This window comes from Pseudoteredinibacter isoporae (assembly GCF_011602085.1).
Classification (GTDB): Bacteria; Pseudomonadota; Gammaproteobacteria; order Pseudomonadales; family Cellvibrionaceae; genus Pseudoteredinibacter; species Pseudoteredinibacter isoporae.
Genome location: NZ_JAAONY010000002.1, coordinates 653,108 through 675,002, shown reverse-complemented (window position 1 = coordinate 675,002; position 21,895 = coordinate 653,108). Strand labels below are relative to the sequence as shown.

The following is a 21,895-nucleotide window of genomic DNA, read 5'->3' as shown; positions in this document are numbered from 1 at the left end:
AATGCACATGACAAGCGTATATAAGCAGTGGCAGGCCAGTGTAGAGCAGTATTCAAACTGCGAGTTCTTGCATATTCCCGCCAGTGCCGCCAAGGCTTATCACCCGGAAGCCATCACCCTGAGCTATGGGGAGATGGATGCAAAGATTGTTCCCTGGCAGCAGGCTTATGCTGAAGCCGGTTATGGAGTTGGCCATCGAGTGGCCTTACTTTTGGAGAATCGCCCGGATTTCTTTATTCATTGGTTTGCACTCAATGCGCTCGGGGTTTCTGTGGTGCCAATCAATGGCGATATGCAAGATGCGGAAATTGCCTATCTGTTGGACAACAGCGAATCCTGTTTGGCCGTGGCTCTGCCTGAGCGAATCGAACAAATTAAAACCGCTGCTGCCCTGAACGCCCATTCTCTGGCCATTGCCAACGCGCACGATGTGGTCAGCCTGCCGGCTGCACCGGAAAGGGCGCGTGAGCAAGACGGCGATGAGCAAAGCGAATGCGCCTTATTGTATACCTCGGGCAGCACTGGTAAGCCCAAGGGCTGTATTTTAAGTAATGAGTATTTTCTGGAATTCGGGCGCTGGTATCAGACCGTTGGTGGCCATATTCAGCTCGAGCCCGGGAAAGAGCGTTTGCTTACGCCGTTGCCGCTGGTACATATGAATGCCATGGCGGTGTCCACTATGGGTATGGTCATGAGCGGCGGTTGCCTGATTCAACTGGATCGTTTTCATCCGCGCAGCTGGTGGCAATCCGTTGCGGAAAGCCGTGCGAGTGTTGTGCACTACCTGGGGGTATTGCCGGCGATTCTACTCAATATTGAGCCGGGCGAATGGGAATCCCAAATCACAGTGAAGTTCGGCTTTGGTGCCGGAGTGAACCCGGCTCACCACAAAACCTTTGAAGATCGTTTTGGTTTCCCGCTGATTGAAAGTTGGGCGATGAGTGAATCGGGCTCAGGAGGTTGCATTACCGCTGCTGAGGAACCCCGACATGTGGGAACCTGCTGTTTCGGTAAACTGCCCGATGATGTTGAGGTAAAACTGATTGATGAAGAGGGCCAGGAAGTGGCCTTCGGTGAGCCCGGTGAGCTTCTGGTTCGCGCCAAGGGTGATAATCCGCGTAAGGGCTTTTTCTCGGGCTACTACAAAAACCCCGAAGCTACCGCAGAGGCCTGGGAAGGCGGTTATTTGCACACTGGTGATGTGGTGCGACAAAGTGAAGATGGCAGCTTTCATTTTGTGGACCGCCGGAAAAATGTGATTCGCCGCAGCGGTGAAAACATTTCCGCCTTGGAAGTTGAAGCCGCGTTGAGTCAAGACCCGGGTATTGATCAGCTGGCCGTTTGCGCCGTGCCCGACGAGATTCGTGGCGATGAGGTTATGGCTTTGATTATTCTCGAAAATGATGTCGAGAACAGTGAGTCAACGGCAGAGCAAATTGTCGAGCGCGCACGCGAGCGTTTGGTGTATTACAAGCTGCCCGGTTACATCGCTTTTGTGGATGAGTTACCGACAACCGCGTCCAATAAACCCCAGCGCGGTGAAATTAAAAAACTGGGCGCCCGAATTCTTGAAGAAAAGCGCTGTTTTAATTTGTGCCACCTCAAAAAGGGCAGCAAACGATGAGTAGACCTGCAAGCTATCAAGGTGTGGCTTTGGTTTGCCCGGTGAGTGTGGGCTATGCCAAACAAAGTGAAAAAGGTGCGGCCTACTTTATTGGTCGAAGTCTGGGTGAAATGATCCAGCGGGCCGGTATTGCAAAAGACGATGTGGATGGCTTGGCTATTTCCAGTTTTTCATTGGGCCCCGATTCTGTGATCAGTCTGTGTCAGCATTTTGATATCAGTCCCCGTTATCTGGAGCAGTTACCCTTTGGTGGAGCTTCGGGTGTGATCGCTATGCGCCGGGCGGCACGTGCGGTGCAGATGGGTGATGCAGACATTGTGGCCTGCATTGGCGGTGATACCAATCAGGCGGGCAGTTTTGCCGACTTAATTGCGGATTTTTCCACCTTTACCCGTGATGCATCGTATCCCTATGGTGCCGGGGGGCCGAACGCGGCTTTTGCGCTGATTACCCAGCACTATATGGAACAGTATGGCGCAAGCCGTGAAGACTTCGGGCGCATTGCCCTGGCGCAGCGCTATAACGCCAATCACTACCCCGGTGCGCTTCTTGGCCACAAAACATTGAGCATGGAAGATTATCTGAATGCTCGCCCAATCGCAGGCCCGGTGCATATGTTTGATTGTGTTATGCCATGCGCGGGTGGCGAAGGTTTGTTGATGATGAGTATCGAGCGAGCCCAAACTCTGGGTTTGCCCTATGTCACCATTCTTGCCGCTGATGAATTGCACTATGCCCACCGTGATGATCCGGTGCAGTATCGTGCCGGTTGGACGGAATACGCTGCAGATTTGTACGAACAGGCCAATCTTGGGCCTGGCGATATCGATATGCTTCAAACCTACGACGACTACCCGGTCATTTCCATGTTGCAAATGGAAGATCTGGGTTTTTGCAAAAAAGGTGAAGCAAAAGAGTTTGTACGCAAAACCGCATTGACTTTTGATGGCCACAGTTTTGGCGACAAAACCGAATCATGTCTGCCGCACAACACCTCAGGTGGCCAGCTATCGGTAGGGCAGGCAGGTTCTGCTGCAGGCTTCCTGGGGTTGGTGGAAAGCGTTCGCCAGTTGATTGGTCAGGCCGGAAGCAATCAAATTGCCAATGCCCGTCATGCCATGGTCAGTGGTTACGGCATGATTAACTATGATCGAGGCCTCTGTTCCGCCGCGACTATTTTGGCCAAAGGAGAAGCCTGATGAGCACATCTTCTTCCCAATCTCTGCCTCCGCGCAAACGCACAGCTCTGGGTGAGCAGCTTCAGGCCTTTGCTGAAAAAGGTGAGTTGCACCTGCAGCAATGTGCCGCCTGCAATCTTTGGTCGTATCCACCGCGTGAAGTGTGTGGCCATTGCCTGGCCGATGAGCTGAGTTGGCAGCCTTGCCCCGGTGAGGGGCAGGTTCTGAGTCGAGTGGATTTGCACAACAGCTTCGAGGCGTATTTCAGTGAACAACTGCCGTGGCCTTTGCTGTCCGTAAAACTCGATGTTGGCCCCGTATTGTATGTCCACGGCGATGGTCAAAGCGGTCAGCGTGTGAATGTGAAGCTGCAGTTGGATGCCGCATCGGCTCCGGTATTTCGGGCAGAATAAACGGCTGCGGAAAAATTTAAGAAACACATCCTCTAAAGAATAATGGGTGGCTTATGAGTAAAAAAGAATGCGTATTGGTGACCGGTGGCAGTACCGGCATTGGTGCCAGTATTTGTGTGGAATTCCTGGAGCAGGGGATGCAGGTAATCAATCTGGCTCGTCGTCCTCTGGAATTGGAGAACGCCGAGTGGCAATCGCGTCTGCACAATGTTTCGGTGGATCTTACTGATCGCGACGCTACCCGGGCTGTGGCTGAACAAGTCGCCAATGATTTTCACGTGACCCGATTTGTGCACAATGCCGGAGTGATCAAAGCCAATTTGATCGAAGACGTGGCGTTGGATGAATTGGACTATGTGAGCAATATTCATTTGGCGGCAACCATTATTCTGACTCAGGCCGTGTTACCTGCGATGAAAGAATCGGCGTTTGGTCGCATTGTGTTAATTACTTCTCGAGCCGCCTTGGGATTGCAGACGCGCAGTGTGTATTCCGCTACCAAATCCGGAATGATGGGGATGGCCCGCACCTGGGCGCTGGAGCTGGGGCAGTACGGTATTACGGTCAATACGGTGGCGCCGGGACCGATCGCCGCTACCGAAATGTTCCATGACGTAATTCCCGAGGACAGCGAGAAAATGAAGCAGCTGGCCGCCAGCATTCCTGTTCAAAGAACCGGCTTTCCAGGGGATGTGTCTCGAGCCGTGAGTTTCTTTGCGGATGAGAAAAACAGTTTTGTAACCGGGCAAACGTTGTTTGTTTGCGGCGGTTCAAGCCTTGGCTCTTTAAGTTTGTAAGTTAAGCCAAAAAAATAACGATTGTAATTGTGAAGCGAGATAGGGAGTTGCCCCATGAGCTATTCCGTAGAAGACATTGAAAAATTAGTGGAACCCGCGCGAGTTCATCGCAAGGTGTACACCGACGAAGAAATCTTTGACCTTGAGATGGAGCGAGTTTGGGGACGAACCTGGATTTTTGCTGGTCATGCCAGTGAAGTGCCCAATGGCGGTGACTATAAAACCTTTAACATTGGCTCCCAATCGATGTTGATGGTGCGCAATCGTACCAACGACGATATCTCGGTATTCTATAATCGCTGTACACATAAAGGTGCCAAGCTGGTCGGGGATGGTAAAGGCTGCGCGAAAGCATTCCGCTGTCCATATCACGCCTGGACCTTTGCAACCGATGGCCAGCTTCTGGCGACCCCGCCGACCAAAACACTGGAAACGAGCGGTTTCGCGCCCGATGATCCGGAATACAATTTGCGCCCGGCGGCCCAGATTGATATCTATCATGGTTTCGTGTTTGTTAATCTGGATGCAAATGCACCTGGCCTGAAAGAGTATTTTGGCGATTCACTGACGTCCATCGACAATATGGTCGAGCGTTCTCCGGAAGGTGAACTGGAAATAGCGGGCGGTGTTTTACGTTACCGTCACGACTGTAACTGGAAAAGTTTTGTTGAAAACTTGAATGACAACATGCATCCAATGGCAACTCACCAGTCGGCCATTGAGGCTTGTCAAGGTTACGCCAAGGATTTACCCGAGGGCAGTGAAGTGCCGGAAACGGTTCATATTCTCGGACCTTTCGGCAGCTCCTACGACTTCTTTGAAGACATGTCCCATGTGGTCTTCCCTAACGGACACAGCTATTCGGGCAATAAAGTCAGTATTCACAGTGCGTACCCGCCGGTACCGGATTACGTCGACGCCATGGAAAGCGCCTATGGCAAAGAAAAAACCAAGGAGATCTTTTCCTGTGCCCGTCACAATACGGTGTACTACCCATCGTTGACCATCAAAGGTGCGATTCAAGCCATTCGTGTCGTGCGCCCAATCTCTGTAAATTGTACCGACATTGAGACCTATACCTTTCGCCTGAAGGGTGCGCCGGATGAGATGTTGAAGCGTACTTTATTGTATTCGCGCCTGATCAATTCCCCTTCTTCGATTGTTGGTGCTGATGACCTTGAAGTGTACGAACGTGTTCAGGCTGGCCTGCATAGCCAGGGCCATGACTGGGTGAGCATGGAACGCCAGAAGGATCATGATCAACCACAGGCAGATGGTTCCATCGAAGCGACAGGCTCCAGTGAGTTGCCATTCCGAAATCAGTACAAGTATTGGCTGCAACTGATGACCAATACTGAAACCGTTAAAATCAAGGCCTAGGGGAAATTATCATGAGTCAGTATCAACGCCCAGGGCTTAAAAAGATTGAAGAATTTCTGTATCACGAAACCGGCTTGCTGGATCGCATGCAGTTGCGTGAGTGGATTGATTTGTTTACTCAGACGGGCGATTACTGGATGCCCGTTACCCCGGATCAAGAAGACCCTGTAAACCACATCTCCATCTTTTACGATGATCGTGATTTGATGGAGATTCGTTTACGTCACTTTGATAATCCACGTTCTCATTCCAAAGACTTCACCATTCGCAGTTCCCATGTGCTGGGCAATGTGCAAATCAGAGAATTTGATGAGAGCAACGGCGATTGTCATGTGAGCTGTAACTTTCAATGTGTGATGTATTACCGAGACCAACAGCAGTTATACGCGGGCACCTGCGATTATCATCTTGTGCTGTTGGATGGCCGCTACCATATTCAGCGCAAACGTGTAGATTTGATTAATTGCGATGCGCCGCATGGGTCTATCCAAACCTACGTTTAAGGTCTCAGGTAATTAGGGGAATTGGCATGAGTGAGTGTCAACAATGTTATGAATGCGGCTGGGTGTATTACCCGGAGTTCGGCTGGGCGGCGGATGGTATCGCCGCAAATACGCCGTTCAGTCAGTTGGCCGAAGGCTGGAGCTGCCCGGATTGCGGTGCTGAAAAAAGTCGTTTTAATTCGGCTAACCCTGAAGCGCTAGGGCAATCCCATAATCAATTTGCGGGCATGCACAGCAATAGCCAAACTCTGGGGGCCAAAGTTGCCGCTGCGGATGTATCGGCTGCCGCCATGTTCGGACCTGCAGAAAGCGCTCCGAAGGTTTCGGAAAGTGATCAGGAAACTTCCCAAAACCAGGGCTTTCGAGTCTGGGAGTGTATTGTTTGCGGTTGGGTTTACGACGAAGCCAAAGGTTGGCCGCAGGATGGCATTGCGCCGGGCACACGCTGGGAGGATATCCCTGATGATTGGGTGTGTCCTGAGTGTGGTGTCGGCAAAGACGATTTTGAAATGCAACTTGTCGAAGGTGCCGGAGCCGGTGCTGAAGAAAGCCGCAAAACGACAATCGAAACTGCCGACTACGACATCGATTACGGTCGTCAGCCTCTGGTTATTATTGGCACTGGCTTGGCGGCTTATCAACTGGCTCGCGAGTGGCGTCAGTCCGATCAGAAAACACCGTTGATTATGATCAGTCGCGATGACGGAGCTTTCTATTCCAAGCCGTTGTTGTCGACCGGGTTCAGCAAAGGCAAAACCGCCAGTGACTTGCAAAGCAAAAGTGCAGAGCAAATGGCCGCCGAATTGCTGGCGGATATCCGCATATTCAGTAGCGTAGATGCCATCGATACTGAAAATAGACGCTTGAGTATCAATGGTCAGCCACTGAATTACGGTAAGTTGGTGCTGGCATTAGGTGCCCAGTGCATTCAGGCGCCCATGCAAGGCAATGCTTTGGATAGGGTGTATCAGGTCAATGACTTAATTGACTATCAACGCTTCAGAACGGCTCTGGCAGGTTTGGGGCAGCAAGCAAAAGTACTGATTATCGGTGGTGGTTTAATCGGTTCGGAATACGCCAATGACCTGGCGGCCAGCGGTTACGACGTTGAAGCGGTGGAAGCCATGGACAGGGTTCTGGGCACATTGCTGCCGCCCGAGGCTTCCCATGCCGTGCAGCAGGGTTTGAGCGACCTGGGTGTAAAACATCACTTTAATACGGTCGCTGAAACCATTGATCGAGACGCGCAAGGTTTGAAGGTAACCTTGAGCAATGGCGACACGGTGCGTTGTGACCTTATTCTTTCGGCCATCGGAGTGCGCGCCAATATTCAACTAGCCGAACAGGCGGGCTTGAAGGTGGAGCGGGGTATTCTGGTTGATCGACAGTTGCAGAGTTCAGCGCCTGATGTGTACGCCTTGGGTGATTGCGCTCAGGTTGAAGGCCATCTCCTGTATTACATCGAACCGCTCAGTATCTGCGCCAAGGTGCTGGCCAATAATCTGGCAGGTGGGGAAGTGCAATCTGTAAATTATGGCGTTATGCCTGTCACCATTAAAACCCCGGCTTGCCCGACAGTGGTTTGTCCGCCTCCGCGAGATCTCTCCGGTCAGTGGAAAATCATGGGTGAGGGCATCAATGTGAAAGCCGAATATCATGATGAAGATGGTCAACTGAGAGGGTTTGCCTTAACGGGTGCTGCCACAGAACTTAAAGCTCAACTCAGTAAAAAGATGCCGGATTTGATGTCTTAATCTTCAAGGTTTTGCGTAAACATTGAAAACCTGCACTTCAGCTGGCGGTTAAATTGCCACCGGCTGAAGTGCAGGTTTTTTTGTGCGCCATTATTTTTCCCTGTTCTTATAAATTTAACATTCATTTTCCCTAGCTATGTTTAGATATTGCTTGGTCTACAGTTGACTAAGGTCTTTCTGAAAAATAACGAGTCGGCATTTGGTTTGGCAGCTCGTTGATATAAACGTCAAAAGAGGAAAATGAAATGATGAACGATCCTTTTCAGATGCAACGTGAGATGCGCTATGGTGCTCCAGTATGTGATGAAATACTGGCTGGTCGTTATTTTACCATTGGGTATTCTTGGTACTTCAGGCAGGCAAAATGGGTATTAGAGATTGTAAACCCTGAAGCGAGATTCGAATGGGATGTTGAGAGAGCTGATAACTTTCGCGCCGACATCAGGGTTCCTGAGAGGTTTCGAGGGGGATTGACAGCTTATAAAAATAGCGGGTTCGATCGTGGGCATCTTGTCGCCAGCGCTAATCAGGACGAGCTCCATATTCAAAATAGCGAGACATTTCTTTTATCGAATATGTCGCCACAACATCCCGATTTCAATAGAAAAATATGGAGAAAGCTCGAGAAAGCTGTAAGAAAACTAAATGGTAGAAGTAATGTGTTAGAAACCTATGTTTTGACCGCTCCAGTCTTTTATTTCGATCGAGAAGTGGAAACTATAGGGAGCGAACATGAGGAATATGGTATTGATATTCCTGTTCCTCACGCGTTTGTAAAGAGTATCTTGGCTGAAGAGAGCAGTGGAAAATTAAAGCTTTGGACCTTTGAAATGGAGAATAGAGAGCTGAATGGTGATCTTGGCGAATATCTTGTTAATACCTATGATGCGGAGCAAAAAGTTGGAGGAAGATTCTGGGATCGAATATCAGGTAAAGACATGCATAAACAGAAAAGCGAGCCAGGAGAAATGTGGGATCTGCGATAGCCGCGCAGGCCCATGATAGTTTTGAGAAAGTCCTTTCTGCGCCTTGCTTGTTTAGACCATGAAGTGCATATGATAAAGTGAATGGGTAGAACTGTCGTTCTTGATTTGTTGAGTTGTCTTTCTATTTGCCAGAGTTCTGAGGATTATCAATGGCATCCGCCTTTGCCCATGTCGTTGTTCCCGCTGTGGCTTATGTCGCCCTGAAGAGCAATGCGATTCATTTGCGCCTGTTCATCCTTGCCGCTGTTTTATCCATATTACCGGATGCGGATGTGCTGGCGTTTAAGTTGGGTATACCGTACGAGTCCCAGTGGGGACATCGAGGATTCACGCATTCCTTGTTTTTCTCAGCGCTGATCGCGCTATTTTGCACGGCTTTTTGGCGCAGGCTGCATTCCCACCCCGTTGCGGTGTTTTTGATTTCTTTTATTGCTTGTGCATCACATGCCTTGCTTGATGCTATGACGAATGGTGGCTTGGGTGTCGCTTTGTATTGGCCCTTTGATCAGGAGCGTTACTTTCTGCCGCATCGACCTATTCAAGTGTCGCCTATTGGTATCAAAGCGTTTTTTACGGAGCGTGGCTTGAGGGTGCTGTCATCGGAGCTGATTTGGGTGTTTCTTCCCGGTGCAGTGATTGCTTTGCTTGCCTGGGCATTTCGACGTAGACTGCCCAATTCTCGGGTCTAGCGTGTTCTAATCTGCGAGCGTGCTATATACCATCAGAATAAAGCCGTTAATAAGAAAGACGATAAAAAGGAAGCCGATAAAGATGTGGGAATACAAAATTATAGATTCTGAAAAAGCAGAGAAGGGTGGATTCCTAAGTGGGCGGACCATACAGCAAGCCGAAGACTATTTGAATCAACTAGGTGCGCAAGGCTGGGAAATTATTGATCTTGATTTTCGTATGGACCCATCGATGCCAGGTGGGCCCACACATTTTCACGGTGTTGCCAAACGCCCTAAATAAGTAGCGATTGGCGTGGCGAGAACGGCCGCTGTTTAAATCTGAAAATGCGCCACCAGCTTGGTTAAATCCCCGGCCATATGGTTTAGCTGCGCGGTGCAGGCTGATGTCTCCCTGGCCCCCTTGGCGCTTTTTTCGGCCAGGCCATTAATACTGTGCACATTGCTGCTGATCTCCTGAGTTGTGTGTGATTGACTGTCCGTCGCTTCGGCAATTTGGGTGTTCATATTATTAATGCCATCGATGGCCTGGGCGATGGTGCTCAGAGAATCGCTGGTTTTCTGGGATTGCTTCAAATTTTCACTGACCTGCTCAATACTCTTTTCCATGCTTTCAACCGCCTGGCGGGAGCCAGCCTGCAGCTGCTCGATGGTGTCCTGAATATCCTGTGTGGATTTCTGTGTGCGACTGGCCAGGGTGCGCACCTCATCAGCGACGACGGCAAAGCCCCGGCCTTGCTCGCCCGCACGGGCTGCCTCGATAGCGGCGTTTAGAGCGAGTAGATTGGTTTGTTCCGCAATGCCTCGTATGACATCCAGTACACTGCCAATTTCCTGGCTGGATTCATCGAGTTGATTAATGACACGGGCAGAGTGGTTGATATTGCTGGACATCTGTTCGATGGATTCAATCGATTGCTGAACGATTCGTTCACCTTCCAGGGCATCAGTGTTTGCGGTACTGGCATTGTTCGCGGCGGCGTTTGCGTGTTCCGCCACCTGACTAACCGAGGCCGACATTTCGGTGATAGCATCGTTTACCCGGCGGGTTTCCTGAAGCTGTTGCTGAACGCCAAGATCGGTTTCTTCAACAATATCATCCATCGCTCTGATCGCTTCCTGAAGCTGAGTGGCCATGGATCGTACCTGATTAATGATTTCCTTCAGTTGCTTGGCCATCGTGCCAGCGGCGGTAGTCAGTTGACCAATTTCATCATCTTTGCCGGTGTTATTGAGCTGTACATTCAGGTTGCCCTCGGCAATGTTTTGCAAGCTGTTAACGACTTGATTGACAGGCTCAAATGAGCGGCGAATGTACACCATGAATGCAAAAATGATGGCGGCGATCAATATCAGTGAGAGGGTGATGGCCAACATATGGGTGCGATCTTCTATCTGATAGCTGGTGGTTTGATCATTAGCCGTCGCAAGATAGGCAATAAGTTTTTTTTCCGGATTCAAGATAGGATTGAGGCTGACCGCAAGCGCCTTATCTTCCGTATCAATGCGCAGAAATTGGCTCGTCTTATCGTCCGGAACTTTAAGTGTCATCTGTTGATAGAGTTTGGCTGCGGTGCTCAGGGCGAGGCGACTGTCGGTTTGCAGGATTCCCACTTCAGATTTATCCAGCTCTTTGAATTCAGCAATGGCCTGGGACAGCTTTTTGGAATAAATGCCAATACCAATCAGTTTTCCCCGAAAGTTTAATGGGAAGCTCATTTGAATAAACGGTTCATTATTCAGCAGAACGATACCTTTACTGATTTTTCCACTGTCCAGCGCTGCTTGAATGAGAGGGTTGTTTTCCCAGCCCTGAGTACTTTCCGGTGCGCTGAATTTTACAGTACCTTGGGTGTCGGCAATATCAATGCGGTCCAAAACAGTACTGGTGCTTAAACGCCGATAACTGGTCAGAGCCTGTTCCTGAATGGCGTCGTAATTTTCGGCTTTCAAGGCTTTACGTAATTGTCTGTCCCGCGTCAGGCTGGAAATGGATTCCTCCATATATTGTTGTTCACCGGCGATGATTTTATTCCACAATACTTGTTTGGCTTGGGTGCTGGTGTGTTCGAAACGCGTTTGAGCTGAACTTTGAATATTGTAGTTGGCCAAGGCCATGATCATGACGACGGCCAAAATGCCTATGGAGGTGAAGGCAATAATTCGGGTACGCAAAAGCATGCTACATTCCTGCTGCTGACATCCCGGGAGGTGTTTTGTCCGGTGTGTCCTGGTTCCTGGGTAATTACCCTAACAGAGGCAATTAAGTCGACAGTGCCTCTGAATACCTCCAATAGCAGGCGCCTGAATTTTTATCGACTGTTAGGGTGAAAGCTATAGTAAAATTCGCTACAGCTATTCCATTTCAATCAGATTAATTTCTCATCGATGCAAGACTGAGTATTTTACTCAACGGGAAAGCCGGCGGCTTTCCAGGCAGGAAGTCCGTCGCGAAAATAGTACACCTTGCTGTAACCCCAGCTGATGGCTTTCGCTGCACACTTTGCGGAGCGAGAGCATTTTGCACCATTGCAATAAAATACAATAGCCTCGTCTTTAGAGGCTTCGCCAGCGAGACTTTGCTCGTTGAACACCGACTTCATTTCCAAATGCACGGCGTCGGGTATGCGGCCCTCAGCCCAGTCAGAGTCGCGTCTGGGATCTATGAAGAGTGCTCCGGCATCAAACAGCTCCTTGGCTTTATCAGTATTTACTGTTTCCGCGCCAGCGACTTCCAATGGAGCATCTTTCTTTTCGGCTATGGCAGAAAATGCCAGCAGAGAGCCGAGAAATAGACAGGCAGCCTTGCTTAATAACGTCACAAATATTCTCCTTGAATACACTTTTTGTCGATTCAATTAAGATATAATTTAGCCCTGTATACATTGCAAAAAAATGTGGTTATTTGATTGTAAATCTCTTTGGCTTTTCTGACGGTCGGTGGTTTTCCGTGTTTCTTTTTTGGCGGGCGAGTTGGCTGATATAAGATTTTACTTTTTTACCCAACGTTTTTTATTCTTCGGAATACACGGAATTTGTTTAACCGTAGGGGATATATTTTTTTCTTTTCGGTAAAGGCGCTTGACTAAACAAGTAATGGCTCATTAAAAATATTTTGCTTTTTTATTCAGGCTGCGGACTTGTGCTGATTGTGGAAGGGCAATAGGTTGGGGAGCTGCTCTTATGCGGATACATTTTTATACTGATATATAAAAGTCCACAAAATGGAGAGATACAAAATGGATCACTATGACTTTCTTCAAAGAGAGCACTTTAATCAGCTTGAATCAAAGCAAGCGAGAGACAAAAGGGAAGCCGATACTGAGATCGATGCTCTGGCTGAGAGATTTGAGCGTTTGAATCTCTATGTGCTTGCTCTGGGAGAATTGTTGGCCGAGTTGGGCGTCGATAAAAGTGCCATAGAAAAGAAGATAGAGGAAATCGATCTTCGGGATGGAAAGCGTGATGGCAAGTATAGAGAGGTAAGTACCTGCAAACAGTGCAATAGGAAAACCCGTTTGAACAGACCTTATTGCATGTACTGCGGAAGTGCGTTCTGAATCTGTAAAGTGCATTTCGGACGGTTTGTGGCATTCTATACCCATGGTTTTTAACCACAGGGAGTCATTGTGTACACACTTTACTATTATCCTAACAACGCAAGCCTGGCGCCTCATTTCCTGCTCCATCATATGGGTCTGGACTACGAGCTGGTTTTGGTTGATAAGGAATCCAACGCTCAAAAGTCTGATGAGTACCTCAAGCTTAATCCGGCAGGGCGCATCCCGACACTTGTCGACAAGGGCCAGGCCATTTTCGAGAGTTCGGCGATTTGCATTCACTTGTGCGAATCCCATCCCGAGCATGGCTTGATACCTCCAATGGGTGATCCGCTGCGTCCATTATTCTTTCAGTGGTTAGCCTTCCTGAACAATACCCTGCAAGCCGAGTTGATGGTCTACTACTATCCTCACAGGCACACGGATAGGGAGGACACAGTTCCCAGTGTACGCGCTGCGCAACAGCAGTGTATTGCCAATGCCTTGTCGATTATTAATGACCAGTTAGAACTGCAGCCGTATTTGCTGGGTGAGCAGCTGAGTGCTTGTGACTATTTTCTGTTTATGTTGGCAGAGTGGTCACTGCCGATTGAACAGTCGCCATTGAGTTTTAAGAATCTGGCGGCTTATCTGAAGCGAATGGCTGAAAACCCCAGTATTCGTGCTGTTTGCGACATCGAGGGAATGGATATCAGTCCTTTTGCCGAAGGTGTCTGATATGGGCTTGGCCCTTTAACTTTGTACAGAATGACGCGAGATTTGTTATGGTTCTGGTCTCTATGGTGTTTTAACCATTCTCTTGCGCCAACAATAAGGAAATGCCCGTGATCTCTATCGAGTTTTTGATAACCTCTCTGGTGGTGGTTTTGATTCCTGGCACCGGTGTCCTGTATACGGTGGCTTCAGGCTTGTTTATCGGTAAACGTGCCAGTTTATACGCGGCCATTGGTTGTACCTTTGGAATTGTTCCTCCTTTGCTGGCAAGTGTTTTTGGCTTGGCGGCGATTTTCCATACCAGCGCCCTGGCGTTTCAATTCGTGAAGTATTTGGGGGCTGCGTATTTATTGTATCTGGCCTGGTCCATGTGGCGTTCGTCTTCTCCCTTGGCGATTGAGAGTGATCAGACTGAGTTGAGCGCCAGAAGCATTATGTTGAAAGGCTTTCTGATTAATATTCTCAACCCCAAGTTGTCTATTTTCTTCCTGGCTTTTCTGCCTCAGTTTGTGTCTCCCAATGTTGCGCAGCCTCTGGTGAGCATGTTTGCACTGGGTTTGGTCTTTATGCTGATGACGTTTCTGGTGTTTGTGCTTTATGGTTTTATGGCCGGCAGTTTCAGTGCGTTCATTGTGCGCTCACAGAAAGCGAGCATGGCGATCCAAAAGGTGTTTGCTGGGAGCTTTGCTGCACTGGGTTTGAAATTGGCTTTTACTGAGCGCTAGCACCCTCTGTTCCCGAGATCTTTGGGGCTTCCCGCTAGCCCCAGAGGTACGCCGCTCCAATCACGCCTGCTGAATCTCCTTGTTGGGCCGGAACAATGCGGTTCAAAATCTCATCACTGAAGACATAGGGGGTCAGGACATCAGGCAGCTGCTCGTAGAGGGAATCTATTTTCGATAATCCGCCGCCAAGTACGATGACCTCGGGATCGATGATATTGATCACTGTTGCCAGCGCGGACGCCAGAATATGTGTGTAGTGATTGATGGCTTGGCTGGCCTGGGATTCACCTGCTTGGCTGGCTGAGGCTATTTCCCGGGCAGGGCGCTTGTGATGTTTGCCTCCCAGTTCCCAATCACTTTGACTTAGCGCTGGCCCGCTCAGCCAGGTCTCCACACAGTTTGTTTTTCCACAGTAGCAGGGACGCTCCTGTTCATAAGCTGAAAGTGACTCGGGTTTGAAGGCGGCGTTTGGTTGCAATGCATTAAGTGCAACAGGATTGTGCCCCCACTCACCACAGATGTGATTAGGGCCTTGCAGCAGTCGTTTGTTAATCACCAGACCGCCGCCAACACCCGTTCCGAGAATGACACCAAAGACGCTATTGGCTTCCTGAGCGGCGCCGTTATGTGCCTCGGCAAGTGCAAAGCAGTCGGCATCGTTGGCAAGGCGAACAGGGCGTCGCAGTTTTTGTTCCAGATCCGTGAGCAGTGGCTTTCCGTTCAAACAGATACTGTTACAGTTCTTCATGTGGCCATCTATGCTGGAGGGCGAGCCGGGTGTGGCTATGCCCAGAGCCAAGCCATTGAGTGTGTGCCGTGCTTCAAGACGGCCTATTAGTTGCTGGATGGTATTGAGGGTTCCCGGATAGTCGCCTTGTGGTGTCGGCAGGCGTTCTCGCTCAAGAACGAGGCCTTGCTGGTCGAGCAGGGCAACTTCTGTTTTTGTACCGCCGAGATCGATTCCCAGGCGCAGTTTGGGGGCCTTATTCATGCATTGGCTCTGTATTGTTCCTGTTGTTGGGCATGGTATCCGGCGGCCGACTTTCTTGCCACCGCCTGAGCTGTTAAAATCCCGCCTTTTGAACGAAGTGATGGACGATTCCTATGGGCAGAGCCTTCCAAAACCGAAAAGAGTCGATGGCCAAAACATCGAACATGAAAGCCAAGGTTTACAGTAAATATGGTCGCGAAATCTATGTATGTGCGAAATCCGGCGGTGTAGACCCCGATGGCAACCTGGCATTGCGCTCGATGATCGATCGTGCAAAAAAAGATCAGGTGCCTAGCCACGTTATCCAAAAGGCATTGGATAAGGCCAAAGGTGGCGGTGGTGAAGATTACTCTCCGGCACGTTACGAAGGCTTTGGGCCTAGCAATACCATGGTGATCGTCGAGTGTTTGACCGATAACCCGAATCGTACCTTTGGTGACGTTCGCACATGCTTTAACAAAGCCAAGGCGAAAATCGGTTCCCAGGGCACAGTCAGTCATATGTTCGACCACTCGGCCATTTTGGTGTTTGCCGGTGATGATGAAGAGGCGGTGCTGGAAGCCTTGATGATGGCTGATGTTGATGTCACCGATATTGAGCTGGATGATGGCAAAGTCACAGTATTTGCACCTCACACAGAATCCCACAAAGCGAAGCAAGCCGTAATTGAAGCCTTTGGTGAGATTGAATTTGATATTGATGAAATTCAGTTTGTGCCACAGACCACCACTGCGGTAGCGCCTGATGATCAGGAAAACTTCGACAAGTTGCTGGATATGCTCAATGACTTGGACGATGTTCAGCGGGTCTTTCATAACGCTGAATAATGCAACCCAAAAGGCCGCATCATGCGGCCTTTTTTGTATCTGCAAGTGCTCTCTTTAAAACCGTTTGTCTAAATAGAATTCTTTCACATTGCCTTCATAAGTTTCGATTACACTCGGTGGCAAAGACTATAAGGATCATTCTATGCGCGTTGTTATGTTCTCTCTGTGTGTTTCACTCTTTGCGATAGCGGGCTGGTCTCCAATGGCGTTGGCAGCATCGGTTGATAAATCGCCCTCGAAAGCGCTGGTGATTGCACATCGAGGCGCCAGTGGCTATTTGCCTGAGCACAGTCTGGCGGCAAAAGCGCTGGCCTATGGTATGGGCGCTGACTATATCGAGCAGGATATTGTCATGAGCAAAGACGATGCGTTATTGGTTTTGCATGACCCTTTTTTGGATCGAGTGACCAATGTGGCTGAGGTCTTTCCCGGGCGTGCTCGCAGTGACGGGCGTTACTATGCGATTGATTTTACCCTGGCGGAAATCAAGAAGCTGGCGATGACCGAGATTTTTGGAAAAAAAGATGGCAAAGCCGTTCAGCGATACCCCAATCGTTTTCCTATGGGCTCTTCTTCTTTTCAGGTTTCGACTCTGTCTGAGGAACTGGAATTGATTCAGGGCCTGAACAAAAGCACAGGCAAAAACATTGGTATCTACCCGGAGATTAAAGCGCCAGCGTTGCACCGAGCTGCAGGTAAAGATATCAGTGTGGCGGTGCTGAAAGAACTGAAAAAATATGGCTATGTGAATCAAGCTGATAAAGTGTTTTTACAGTGTTTCGATGCCAATGAGCTGGAAAGAATTGATCGAGAATTAATGCCCGGGCTGGAAATGAATCTTAAATTGGTTCAGCTGATCGCTATGACGAGCTGGGGAGAGGGTATGAGTCAAAATGCTCTCGGGCTTGAAATCGAGCCTTATAACTACGATTGGATGATGGCACCGGGGGCAGCCAAGAAAATTGCCGCTTATGCTGAAGGTATCGGCCCCTGGTTCCCCATGCTGCTTGATCGCGAAAGTGGTAAGGCCAATCATATGGTGAGCGAAGCCCATGCTGCGGGTTTGCAGGTGCACCCATATACCTTCCGTGCTGATGAAGGGCAGGTGCCAAAACAGTTTAAAAGTTTTGAAGAGTTTGTGGCCTATTTTATTGGTCAGGTAAAGGTCGATGGCGTGTTTACCGATTTTCCCGATCGAGCCAGGGCGGCCCGGGACCAATTGCTCCCTCAGTAAAAGGCGGCTTTATACCCGACTAATGGTTTTTTGCAGCAGTTCGGTTAGTTGCTGCTTTTCCGCGTCACTCAGGTGGGCAAAGGTTTGTTGTTCGTGGGTGTTTGCCAGGGGAATCAGCTCTTCCATCAGCTTGCGACCTTTTTCGGTCAGGGCGACATAAACGAGGCGTCTATTGTCGTCATCCTTGCGGCGTTCGATCAGCTGATCATTGGCCAGTCGGTCCAATGACTTGCTGACCGTAGGTTGATTGAGTAGAACCATTTCAACCAGTTCGCCCACCGTACGTTTATCGTCCCAGCAGCTCGCCAGAATTCGCCAACTGCTAATGGGGATCTGATATTGCTTCAAACGCAGGTGAAACTCATTGCTGGTGATGTGGCTGGCCTTGGCCAGCAGAAAGCCCAGGTAATTTTGCGCGAAGCCTTTGCTCATCAGACAACCGTGTTTTCGAGATGATGGCGCAGCTTGCCCAGGGTTTCGATCAGCATTTTTTCTTCATCATTGCTGAGTACGCTGAAAACGTGGTCTACCCAGTTTTCGTGGTCGTTCACCATGCGTTGAAACTCTTCCCGACCTTTCTCGGCGAGGAAGACATCACTGATGCGACGATCCTCACGATTGGGTTTGCGGGTAATCAGCTGATCTTCTTCCATGCGATCCAGCAGACGCGTGATATTCCCTTTAGAGGCCAGCAGGCTTTTGGCCAGCTTGGTGGTGCTCACCGTTTCCCCGTCCATGGCGTCCAGATTGGCCAGCACATCGAAGCGGGTGAGTGAGCTTTTAAAGGTCTTGTCCAAATGACTGTTAGTCATCTGCTCCATGCGTTTGGAACATTTCAATAATTGTAACCAAGCGCGCAGGGCGTTTTTGCTGTGACTGTCGTTGTATGGTTTTTCTTGTAGTACTGTGTCCATGAATATGTCTTCATCTTAATTGCGGGTGCTTATCAATGCACCATCGGGCTATTGTACCCTTGATCGGCAGTGTAAAAGAACCTTACACGGCATGTATTTGACGCAGATCGTCAAAACGACCTGAAAAGCCCCCAAAACCACTTTAAGCGAAAGGTTTTTTGCCGTTTTATCGCCTTCCCTGTTTACGTTTCACTGAATTGACAGTTGGACAGGATAGGGTCTGGAAAAATTGTTTACAAGTTAAAGAATTACTCATAATATATATTTCAGCTAAGGCTAGCCTCTGTGGTCATGAAATACTTGGGCAGTAGTGAAGAATATTCCGCGTTTGAAGCGCCGTATTCGATGGGCTGTTGAAGTATGGACATGCTGTGGCACAGTATGGTTTTGCTGGCGGGTGAGCGGTTTAACGAAGCGCCTGGTTTGGCAAGCCTGAATCGAATGAATGATAAGAATAGCGAGAGGATTCCCTATGTCTGCGAATAGTCTGATGCAGTTAGCCGGTCAGTTAAGCTCCGGTGCCGTGAAAGTTGTCGATCTCACCCAGGTTCTGGGTCCTGATACTCCGGTAATTCAGTTGCCAGAGCCTTTTGCCAATTCTCCTGCCTTTAAAAGCGAAGTGATCTCCGAGTTCGACGATGGTGGTCCAGCCTGGTACTGGAACCAGATCAGTTGTGGTGAGCACACCGGTACTCACTTTGACGCTCCGGGTCACTGGATCAGTGGTAAGGAGTACAACGATGGCACCACCGATACCATCGATGTTAACAATCTGGTGGGCCCCGCCTGTGTGATGGATTTCAGTAAAGAATCGGCTGAGAACAACGATTTCCTGCTGGAGCCCGAGCATATTAAGGCCTGGGAAGCTGAGCATGGTTCAATCGAAGCGGGCTCATGGGTGTTGATGCGTACGGATTGGTCCAAGCGCGAGGGCGCGGATTTTCTCAATGCGGATGAAAATGGTCCGCATACTCCAGGGCCGTCTGAAGCAGCGATCAAGTATCTGCTGGAAGAACGTAACATTATGGGTTGGGGTGTGGAAACGGTCGGTACTGATGCGGGGGCTGCGGGTGGTTTTGAAACGCCTTTCCCGGCTCACACCTTGATGCACGGTGCCAATAAATACGGCTTGGCGAGTTTGAATAATTTGGATCAGTTGCCGCCCAAAGGCGCCATTATTATTGCGCCACCATTGAAGATTGAAAATGGTTCGGGCAGCCCATTGCGTGTATTGGCACTGGTTGAATCTTAAGTAAAAGCATTTTAGCCATCGCGTTTGCGGTGGCTGTTTTCCTCTCGAATAGATAGGCGAGGCCTTAACTGTGCCTGGCTGAAGGTAGTTCCCATGGCCGAGCGGTCGTTTAAAAAAGAAGTTCAAATTCTGCGCAAAGGTGCTGGTGAAGAACTCCATGTGGAGGGTATTCTCGGTGTCACCAAAGCCTTGTTGCAATCTGGCGTTGCTTACGTTGGTGGTTATCAGGGCTCGCCCATTTCCCATTTGATGGATGTGCTAAACGATTCCCAGGAAATTCTCAAAGAGTTGGGGGTGCATTTCGAATCCAATGCCAGTGAAGCGACGGCAGCGGCCATGTTAGCAGCTTCGGTTAACTACCCTTTGCGTGGGGCAGTAGCCTGGAAGTCGACAGTGGGTACCAATGTGGCGTCCGATGCGCTGGCGAATCTGGCTTCGGGTGGCGTTAAAGGCGGGGCGCTGGTCATTGTTGGTGAGGATTATGGTGAAGGTTCCAGCATTATGCAGGAGCGTTCCCACGCTTTCGCCATGAAATCGCAGATGTGGTTGCTGGATCCACGCCCCAATCTGACTTCGATTACCGAGTCAGTAGAGTGGGGCTTCCAGCTTTCGGAGGCCAGTAATACCCCGGTAATGTTGGAGTTGCGCATCCGTGCCTGTCATGTGCATGGGCGTTTTACCGCAAAAGACAATGTGCCTCCACCGTTGACCGTCAAGGAAGCGATGGAAAACCCAGAGCGCGATACCAGCCGTATTGTGTTGCCGCCTTCGGTGTTTTTGCATGAGAAAGAGAAAATTGAGGATCGCCTGCCTGCGGCCATCGATTTTATCAAAGCCAATAAGCTGAACGAATTCTTTGAACCTCGCAGCGGTGGCAATGAAAAACTCGGCATTATTTTGCAGGGTGGCTTGTACAACACGCTGATTCGGGCATTGAATATTCTCGGTTTGGCGGATGCGTTTGGGAACAGCGATATTCCATTGTATTGCATGAACGTCACCTATCCCTATGTGGATGAGGAAATTATTGAGTTCTGTCGTGGCAAAGATGCGGTGCTGGTTGTGGAAGAAGGGCAACCGGATTATATCGAGCAGGCAATCAATAAAATGCTGCGCAACGCTGATGTGCCTACGCGTTTACACGGCAAGGGCATGCTGCCGGTTTATGGTGAATATCAAGGTCAGCCTCTGAAAGAAGGTGTGGAAGCGTTCATTCAGACAGAAGCCCCCGAGATGCTGGGTAAGGCTGAAACCCTTGCGGCAAATGACAACGTCTCTTCGGCTGACAATGTGGTGCAAAGTTTTGACCCCAAGCTTGCTGCGCAAAATGTCATTGCCAACGCGACCGCACAGCCAAATACTCAAGCCGATAATTTAATTCCCCTTCAGGATCTGGATGAGCTGGTGCCACCGCGTCCGGCGGGTTTCTGTGTGGGTTGTCCCGAGCGCCCAATCTTCTCGGCTATTAAGCAGCTTCAGTTTGAAAAGGGTGAGTTCCATGTCAGTGCGGATATTGGCTGCCACCTGTTTTCCATCTTGCCGCCTTTCAATCTGGGTAATACCACGATGGGTTATGGTCTGGGTGGCGCTGCGGGTTCTGCTTTTAACGTTGATGGCGTGCGTCGCACCATCAATGTAATGGGTGATGGTGGTTTCTGGCACAACGGTTTGACCAGCAGTATCGGCAGTGCGGTTTTTAATGAAAACGATAACGTCTTTTTGATCGTCGATAATAACTATTCGGCGGCAACGGGTGGCCAGGATATCTTGTCTTCCAAGTTTTATGTGGATCACCGCAGTACCCAAAACCCGATTAAGAAAGCCGTACAGGGTGTCGGCGCAAAGTGGGTGCGTGTGGTGGACACCTATGATGTGGAAACGGTGAAGGCTACGTTTAAAGAAGCCATGGAAACGCCGATTAAAGGCCCCAAAATCATCATCGCCCAGAACGAGTGTATGCTGAACAAGCAACGGCGTGTGAAGCCACAAACCCGCGCGGCGATTAAGGAAGGTAAGCGCGTTGTGCGTGAACGCTTTTTTGTGGACGATGAAACGTGTACCGGCGATCACGCCTGTATTCGCTTGTCGGGCTGCCCATCTTTGACGGTTAAAGAAAATCCGAACCCGTTAAAATCCGATCCGGTTGCGTATGTTGACAACGATTGTCTGGGTTGTGGTTTGTGCGGTGCCAATGCTCATTCGGCGGTGTTGTGTCCTTCCTTTGTGCGTGCGGAAGTGATTTCCAATCCCAGTAAAATGGATTCCTTTTTACACGGTATCCGACAAAAAGTAATCGGCTTTTTACAAAACCGATTGCAAGCCAAGCTAGATAAACACGCCTTTTAATGAGTGAC

The 21,895-nt window shown here is 49.6% G+C and carries 22 protein-coding genes; 17 read left to right on the top strand and 5 right to left on the bottom strand.

Annotation, left to right across the window (positions count from 1 at the left end):
• The first annotated feature begins 7 nt into the window (after nt 1-7).
• The 10 genes from G8768_RS11455 to G8768_RS11410 all read left to right on the top strand — a co-directional run bounded on the left by G8768_RS11455 (nt 8) and on the right by G8768_RS11410 (nt 9,607).
• Nucleotides 8-1,624, top strand: a complete 1,617-nt coding sequence (locus tag G8768_RS11455; protein ID WP_166846930.1) for an AMP-binding protein — start codon at nt 8-10, stop codon at nt 1,622-1,624.
• A complete protein-coding gene (locus G8768_RS11450) occupies nt 1,621-2,823 on the top strand; it encodes a thiolase family protein (protein WP_166846931.1) in 1,203 nt (400 codons plus the stop codon). Before G8768_RS11455 ends, G8768_RS11450 begins: the two co-directional genes overlap by 4 nt.
• On the top strand, nt 2,823-3,215 hold the full coding sequence (locus G8768_RS11445) for a Zn-ribbon domain-containing OB-fold protein (RefSeq protein ID WP_166846934.1): 393 nt from the start codon (nt 2,823-2,825) through the stop codon (nt 3,213-3,215). Before G8768_RS11450 ends, G8768_RS11445 begins: the two co-directional genes overlap by 1 nt.
• Before the next feature lie 53 nt (nt 3,216-3,268).
• Nucleotides 3,269-4,012 carry an SDR family NAD(P)-dependent oxidoreductase gene (locus tag G8768_RS11440; protein ID WP_166846937.1) on the top strand — a complete coding sequence of 248 codons (744 nt, stop codon included), beginning with the start codon at nt 3,269-3,271 and terminating at the stop codon, nt 4,010-4,012.
• Between the two features lie 54 nt (nt 4,013-4,066).
• Complete coding sequence (locus G8768_RS11435) at nt 4,067-5,392, top strand: aromatic ring-hydroxylating oxygenase subunit alpha (RefSeq protein ID WP_166846940.1); 1,326 nt, start codon at nt 4,067-4,069, stop codon at nt 5,390-5,392.
• 11 nt (nt 5,393-5,403) lie between these two features.
• Complete coding sequence (locus tag G8768_RS11430) at nt 5,404-5,895, top strand: aromatic-ring-hydroxylating dioxygenase subunit beta (protein WP_166846943.1); 492 nt, start codon at nt 5,404-5,406, stop codon at nt 5,893-5,895.
• Between the two features lie 26 nt (nt 5,896-5,921).
• Nucleotides 5,922-7,649: an FAD-dependent oxidoreductase gene (locus tag G8768_RS11425; protein ID WP_166846946.1), complete on the top strand. Its 1,728-nt coding sequence runs from the start codon at nt 5,922-5,924 to the stop codon at nt 7,647-7,649.
• A 245-nt stretch (nt 7,650-7,894) separates the two neighbouring features.
• Nucleotides 7,895-8,635 (top strand): DNA/RNA non-specific endonuclease, encoded by a 741-nt coding sequence (locus tag G8768_RS11420; protein WP_208020160.1) that lies wholly within the window; start codon nt 7,895-7,897, stop codon nt 8,633-8,635.
• Nucleotides 8,636-8,784: 149 nt separating this feature from the next.
• Nucleotides 8,785-9,324 (top strand): metal-dependent hydrolase, encoded by a 540-nt coding sequence (locus tag G8768_RS11415; RefSeq protein ID WP_166846949.1) that lies wholly within the window; start codon nt 8,785-8,787, stop codon nt 9,322-9,324.
• 82 nt (nt 9,325-9,406) lie between these two features.
• The gene (locus tag G8768_RS11410) at nt 9,407-9,607 is read left to right on the top strand and encodes a DUF4177 domain-containing protein (RefSeq protein WP_166846952.1); all 201 of its coding nucleotides are present in this window, start codon (nt 9,407-9,409) and stop codon (nt 9,605-9,607) included.
• Between the two features lie 32 nt (nt 9,608-9,639).
• On the opposite strand, the gene G8768_RS11405 is transcribed toward G8768_RS11410, so the two are convergent.
• Both G8768_RS11405 and G8768_RS11400 read right to left on the bottom strand, forming a co-directional pair.
• Nucleotides 9,640-11,505, bottom strand: coding sequence for a methyl-accepting chemotaxis protein (locus G8768_RS11405; protein ID WP_166846955.1), 1,866 nt, complete (start codon nt 11,503-11,505; stop codon nt 9,640-9,642).
• 224 nt (nt 11,506-11,729) lie between these two features.
• Nucleotides 11,730-12,146, bottom strand: a complete 417-nt coding sequence (locus tag G8768_RS11400; RefSeq protein WP_166846958.1) for a rhodanese-like domain-containing protein — start codon at nt 12,144-12,146, stop codon at nt 11,730-11,732.
• 417 nt (nt 12,147-12,563) lie between these two features.
• Here G8768_RS11400 and G8768_RS11395 point away from each other — a divergent pair, with 417 nt between their 5' ends.
• The 3 genes from G8768_RS11395 (at nt 12,564) to G8768_RS11385 (ending at nt 14,323) form a co-directional block, all read left to right on the top strand.
• Nucleotides 12,564-12,884 (top strand): hypothetical protein, encoded by a 321-nt coding sequence (locus tag G8768_RS11395; protein ID WP_167202768.1) that lies wholly within the window; start codon nt 12,564-12,566, stop codon nt 12,882-12,884.
• A 69-nt stretch (nt 12,885-12,953) separates the two neighbouring features.
• Nucleotides 12,954-13,601 carry a glutathione S-transferase N-terminal domain-containing protein gene (locus G8768_RS21285; protein WP_166846964.1) on the top strand — a complete coding sequence of 216 codons (648 nt, stop codon included), beginning with the start codon at nt 12,954-12,956 and terminating at the stop codon, nt 13,599-13,601.
• Nucleotides 13,602-13,708: 107 nt separating this feature from the next.
• Nucleotides 13,709-14,323 carry a LysE family transporter gene (locus tag G8768_RS11385; RefSeq protein WP_166846967.1) on the top strand — a complete coding sequence of 205 codons (615 nt, stop codon included), beginning with the start codon at nt 13,709-13,711 and terminating at the stop codon, nt 14,321-14,323.
• Between the two features lie 34 nt (nt 14,324-14,357).
• Here the strand turns inward: G8768_RS11385 and G8768_RS11380 are convergent, their stop codons facing one another.
• The gene (locus G8768_RS11380) at nt 14,358-15,314 is read right to left on the bottom strand and encodes an ROK family protein (protein WP_166846970.1); all 957 of its coding nucleotides are present in this window, start codon (nt 15,312-15,314) and stop codon (nt 14,358-14,360) included.
• 113 nt (nt 15,315-15,427) lie between these two features.
• Here G8768_RS11380 and G8768_RS11375 point away from each other — a divergent pair, with 113 nt between their 5' ends.
• Both G8768_RS11375 and glpQ read left to right on the top strand, forming a co-directional pair.
• Nucleotides 15,428-16,141: a YebC/PmpR family DNA-binding transcriptional regulator gene (locus G8768_RS11375; protein WP_166846973.1), complete on the top strand. Its 714-nt coding sequence runs from the start codon at nt 15,428-15,430 to the stop codon at nt 16,139-16,141.
• Between the two features lie 142 nt (nt 16,142-16,283).
• On the top strand, nt 16,284-17,375 hold the full coding sequence (glpQ, locus tag G8768_RS11370; protein ID WP_243749488.1) for a glycerophosphodiester phosphodiesterase: 1,092 nt from the start codon (nt 16,284-16,286) through the stop codon (nt 17,373-17,375).
• Between the two features lie 9 nt (nt 17,376-17,384).
• On the opposite strand, the gene G8768_RS11365 is transcribed toward glpQ, so the two are convergent.
• Both G8768_RS11365 and G8768_RS11360 read right to left on the bottom strand, forming a co-directional pair.
• Entirely contained in the window at nt 17,385-17,807 is a 423-nt protein-coding gene (locus G8768_RS11365) for a MarR family winged helix-turn-helix transcriptional regulator (protein WP_166846976.1), read from the bottom strand.
• Nucleotides 17,807-18,289, bottom strand: a complete 483-nt coding sequence (locus G8768_RS11360; protein WP_166846979.1) for a MarR family winged helix-turn-helix transcriptional regulator — start codon at nt 18,287-18,289, stop codon at nt 17,807-17,809. Before G8768_RS11360 ends, G8768_RS11365 begins: the two co-directional genes overlap by 1 nt.
• Before the next feature lie 472 nt (nt 18,290-18,761).
• On the opposite strand from G8768_RS11360, the gene G8768_RS11355 reads away from it, so the two are divergent.
• The gene (locus G8768_RS11355; protein WP_166846981.1) at nt 18,762-19,541 is read left to right on the top strand and encodes a cyclase family protein; all 780 of its coding nucleotides are present in this window, start codon (nt 18,762-18,764) and stop codon (nt 19,539-19,541) included.
• A gap of 93 nt (nt 19,542-19,634) precedes the next feature.
• Nucleotides 19,635-21,887 (top strand): indolepyruvate ferredoxin oxidoreductase subunit alpha, encoded by a 2,253-nt coding sequence (locus G8768_RS11350; RefSeq protein ID WP_166846984.1) that lies wholly within the window; start codon nt 19,635-19,637, stop codon nt 21,885-21,887.
• The last annotated feature ends 8 nt before the right edge of the window (nt 21,888-21,895 follow it).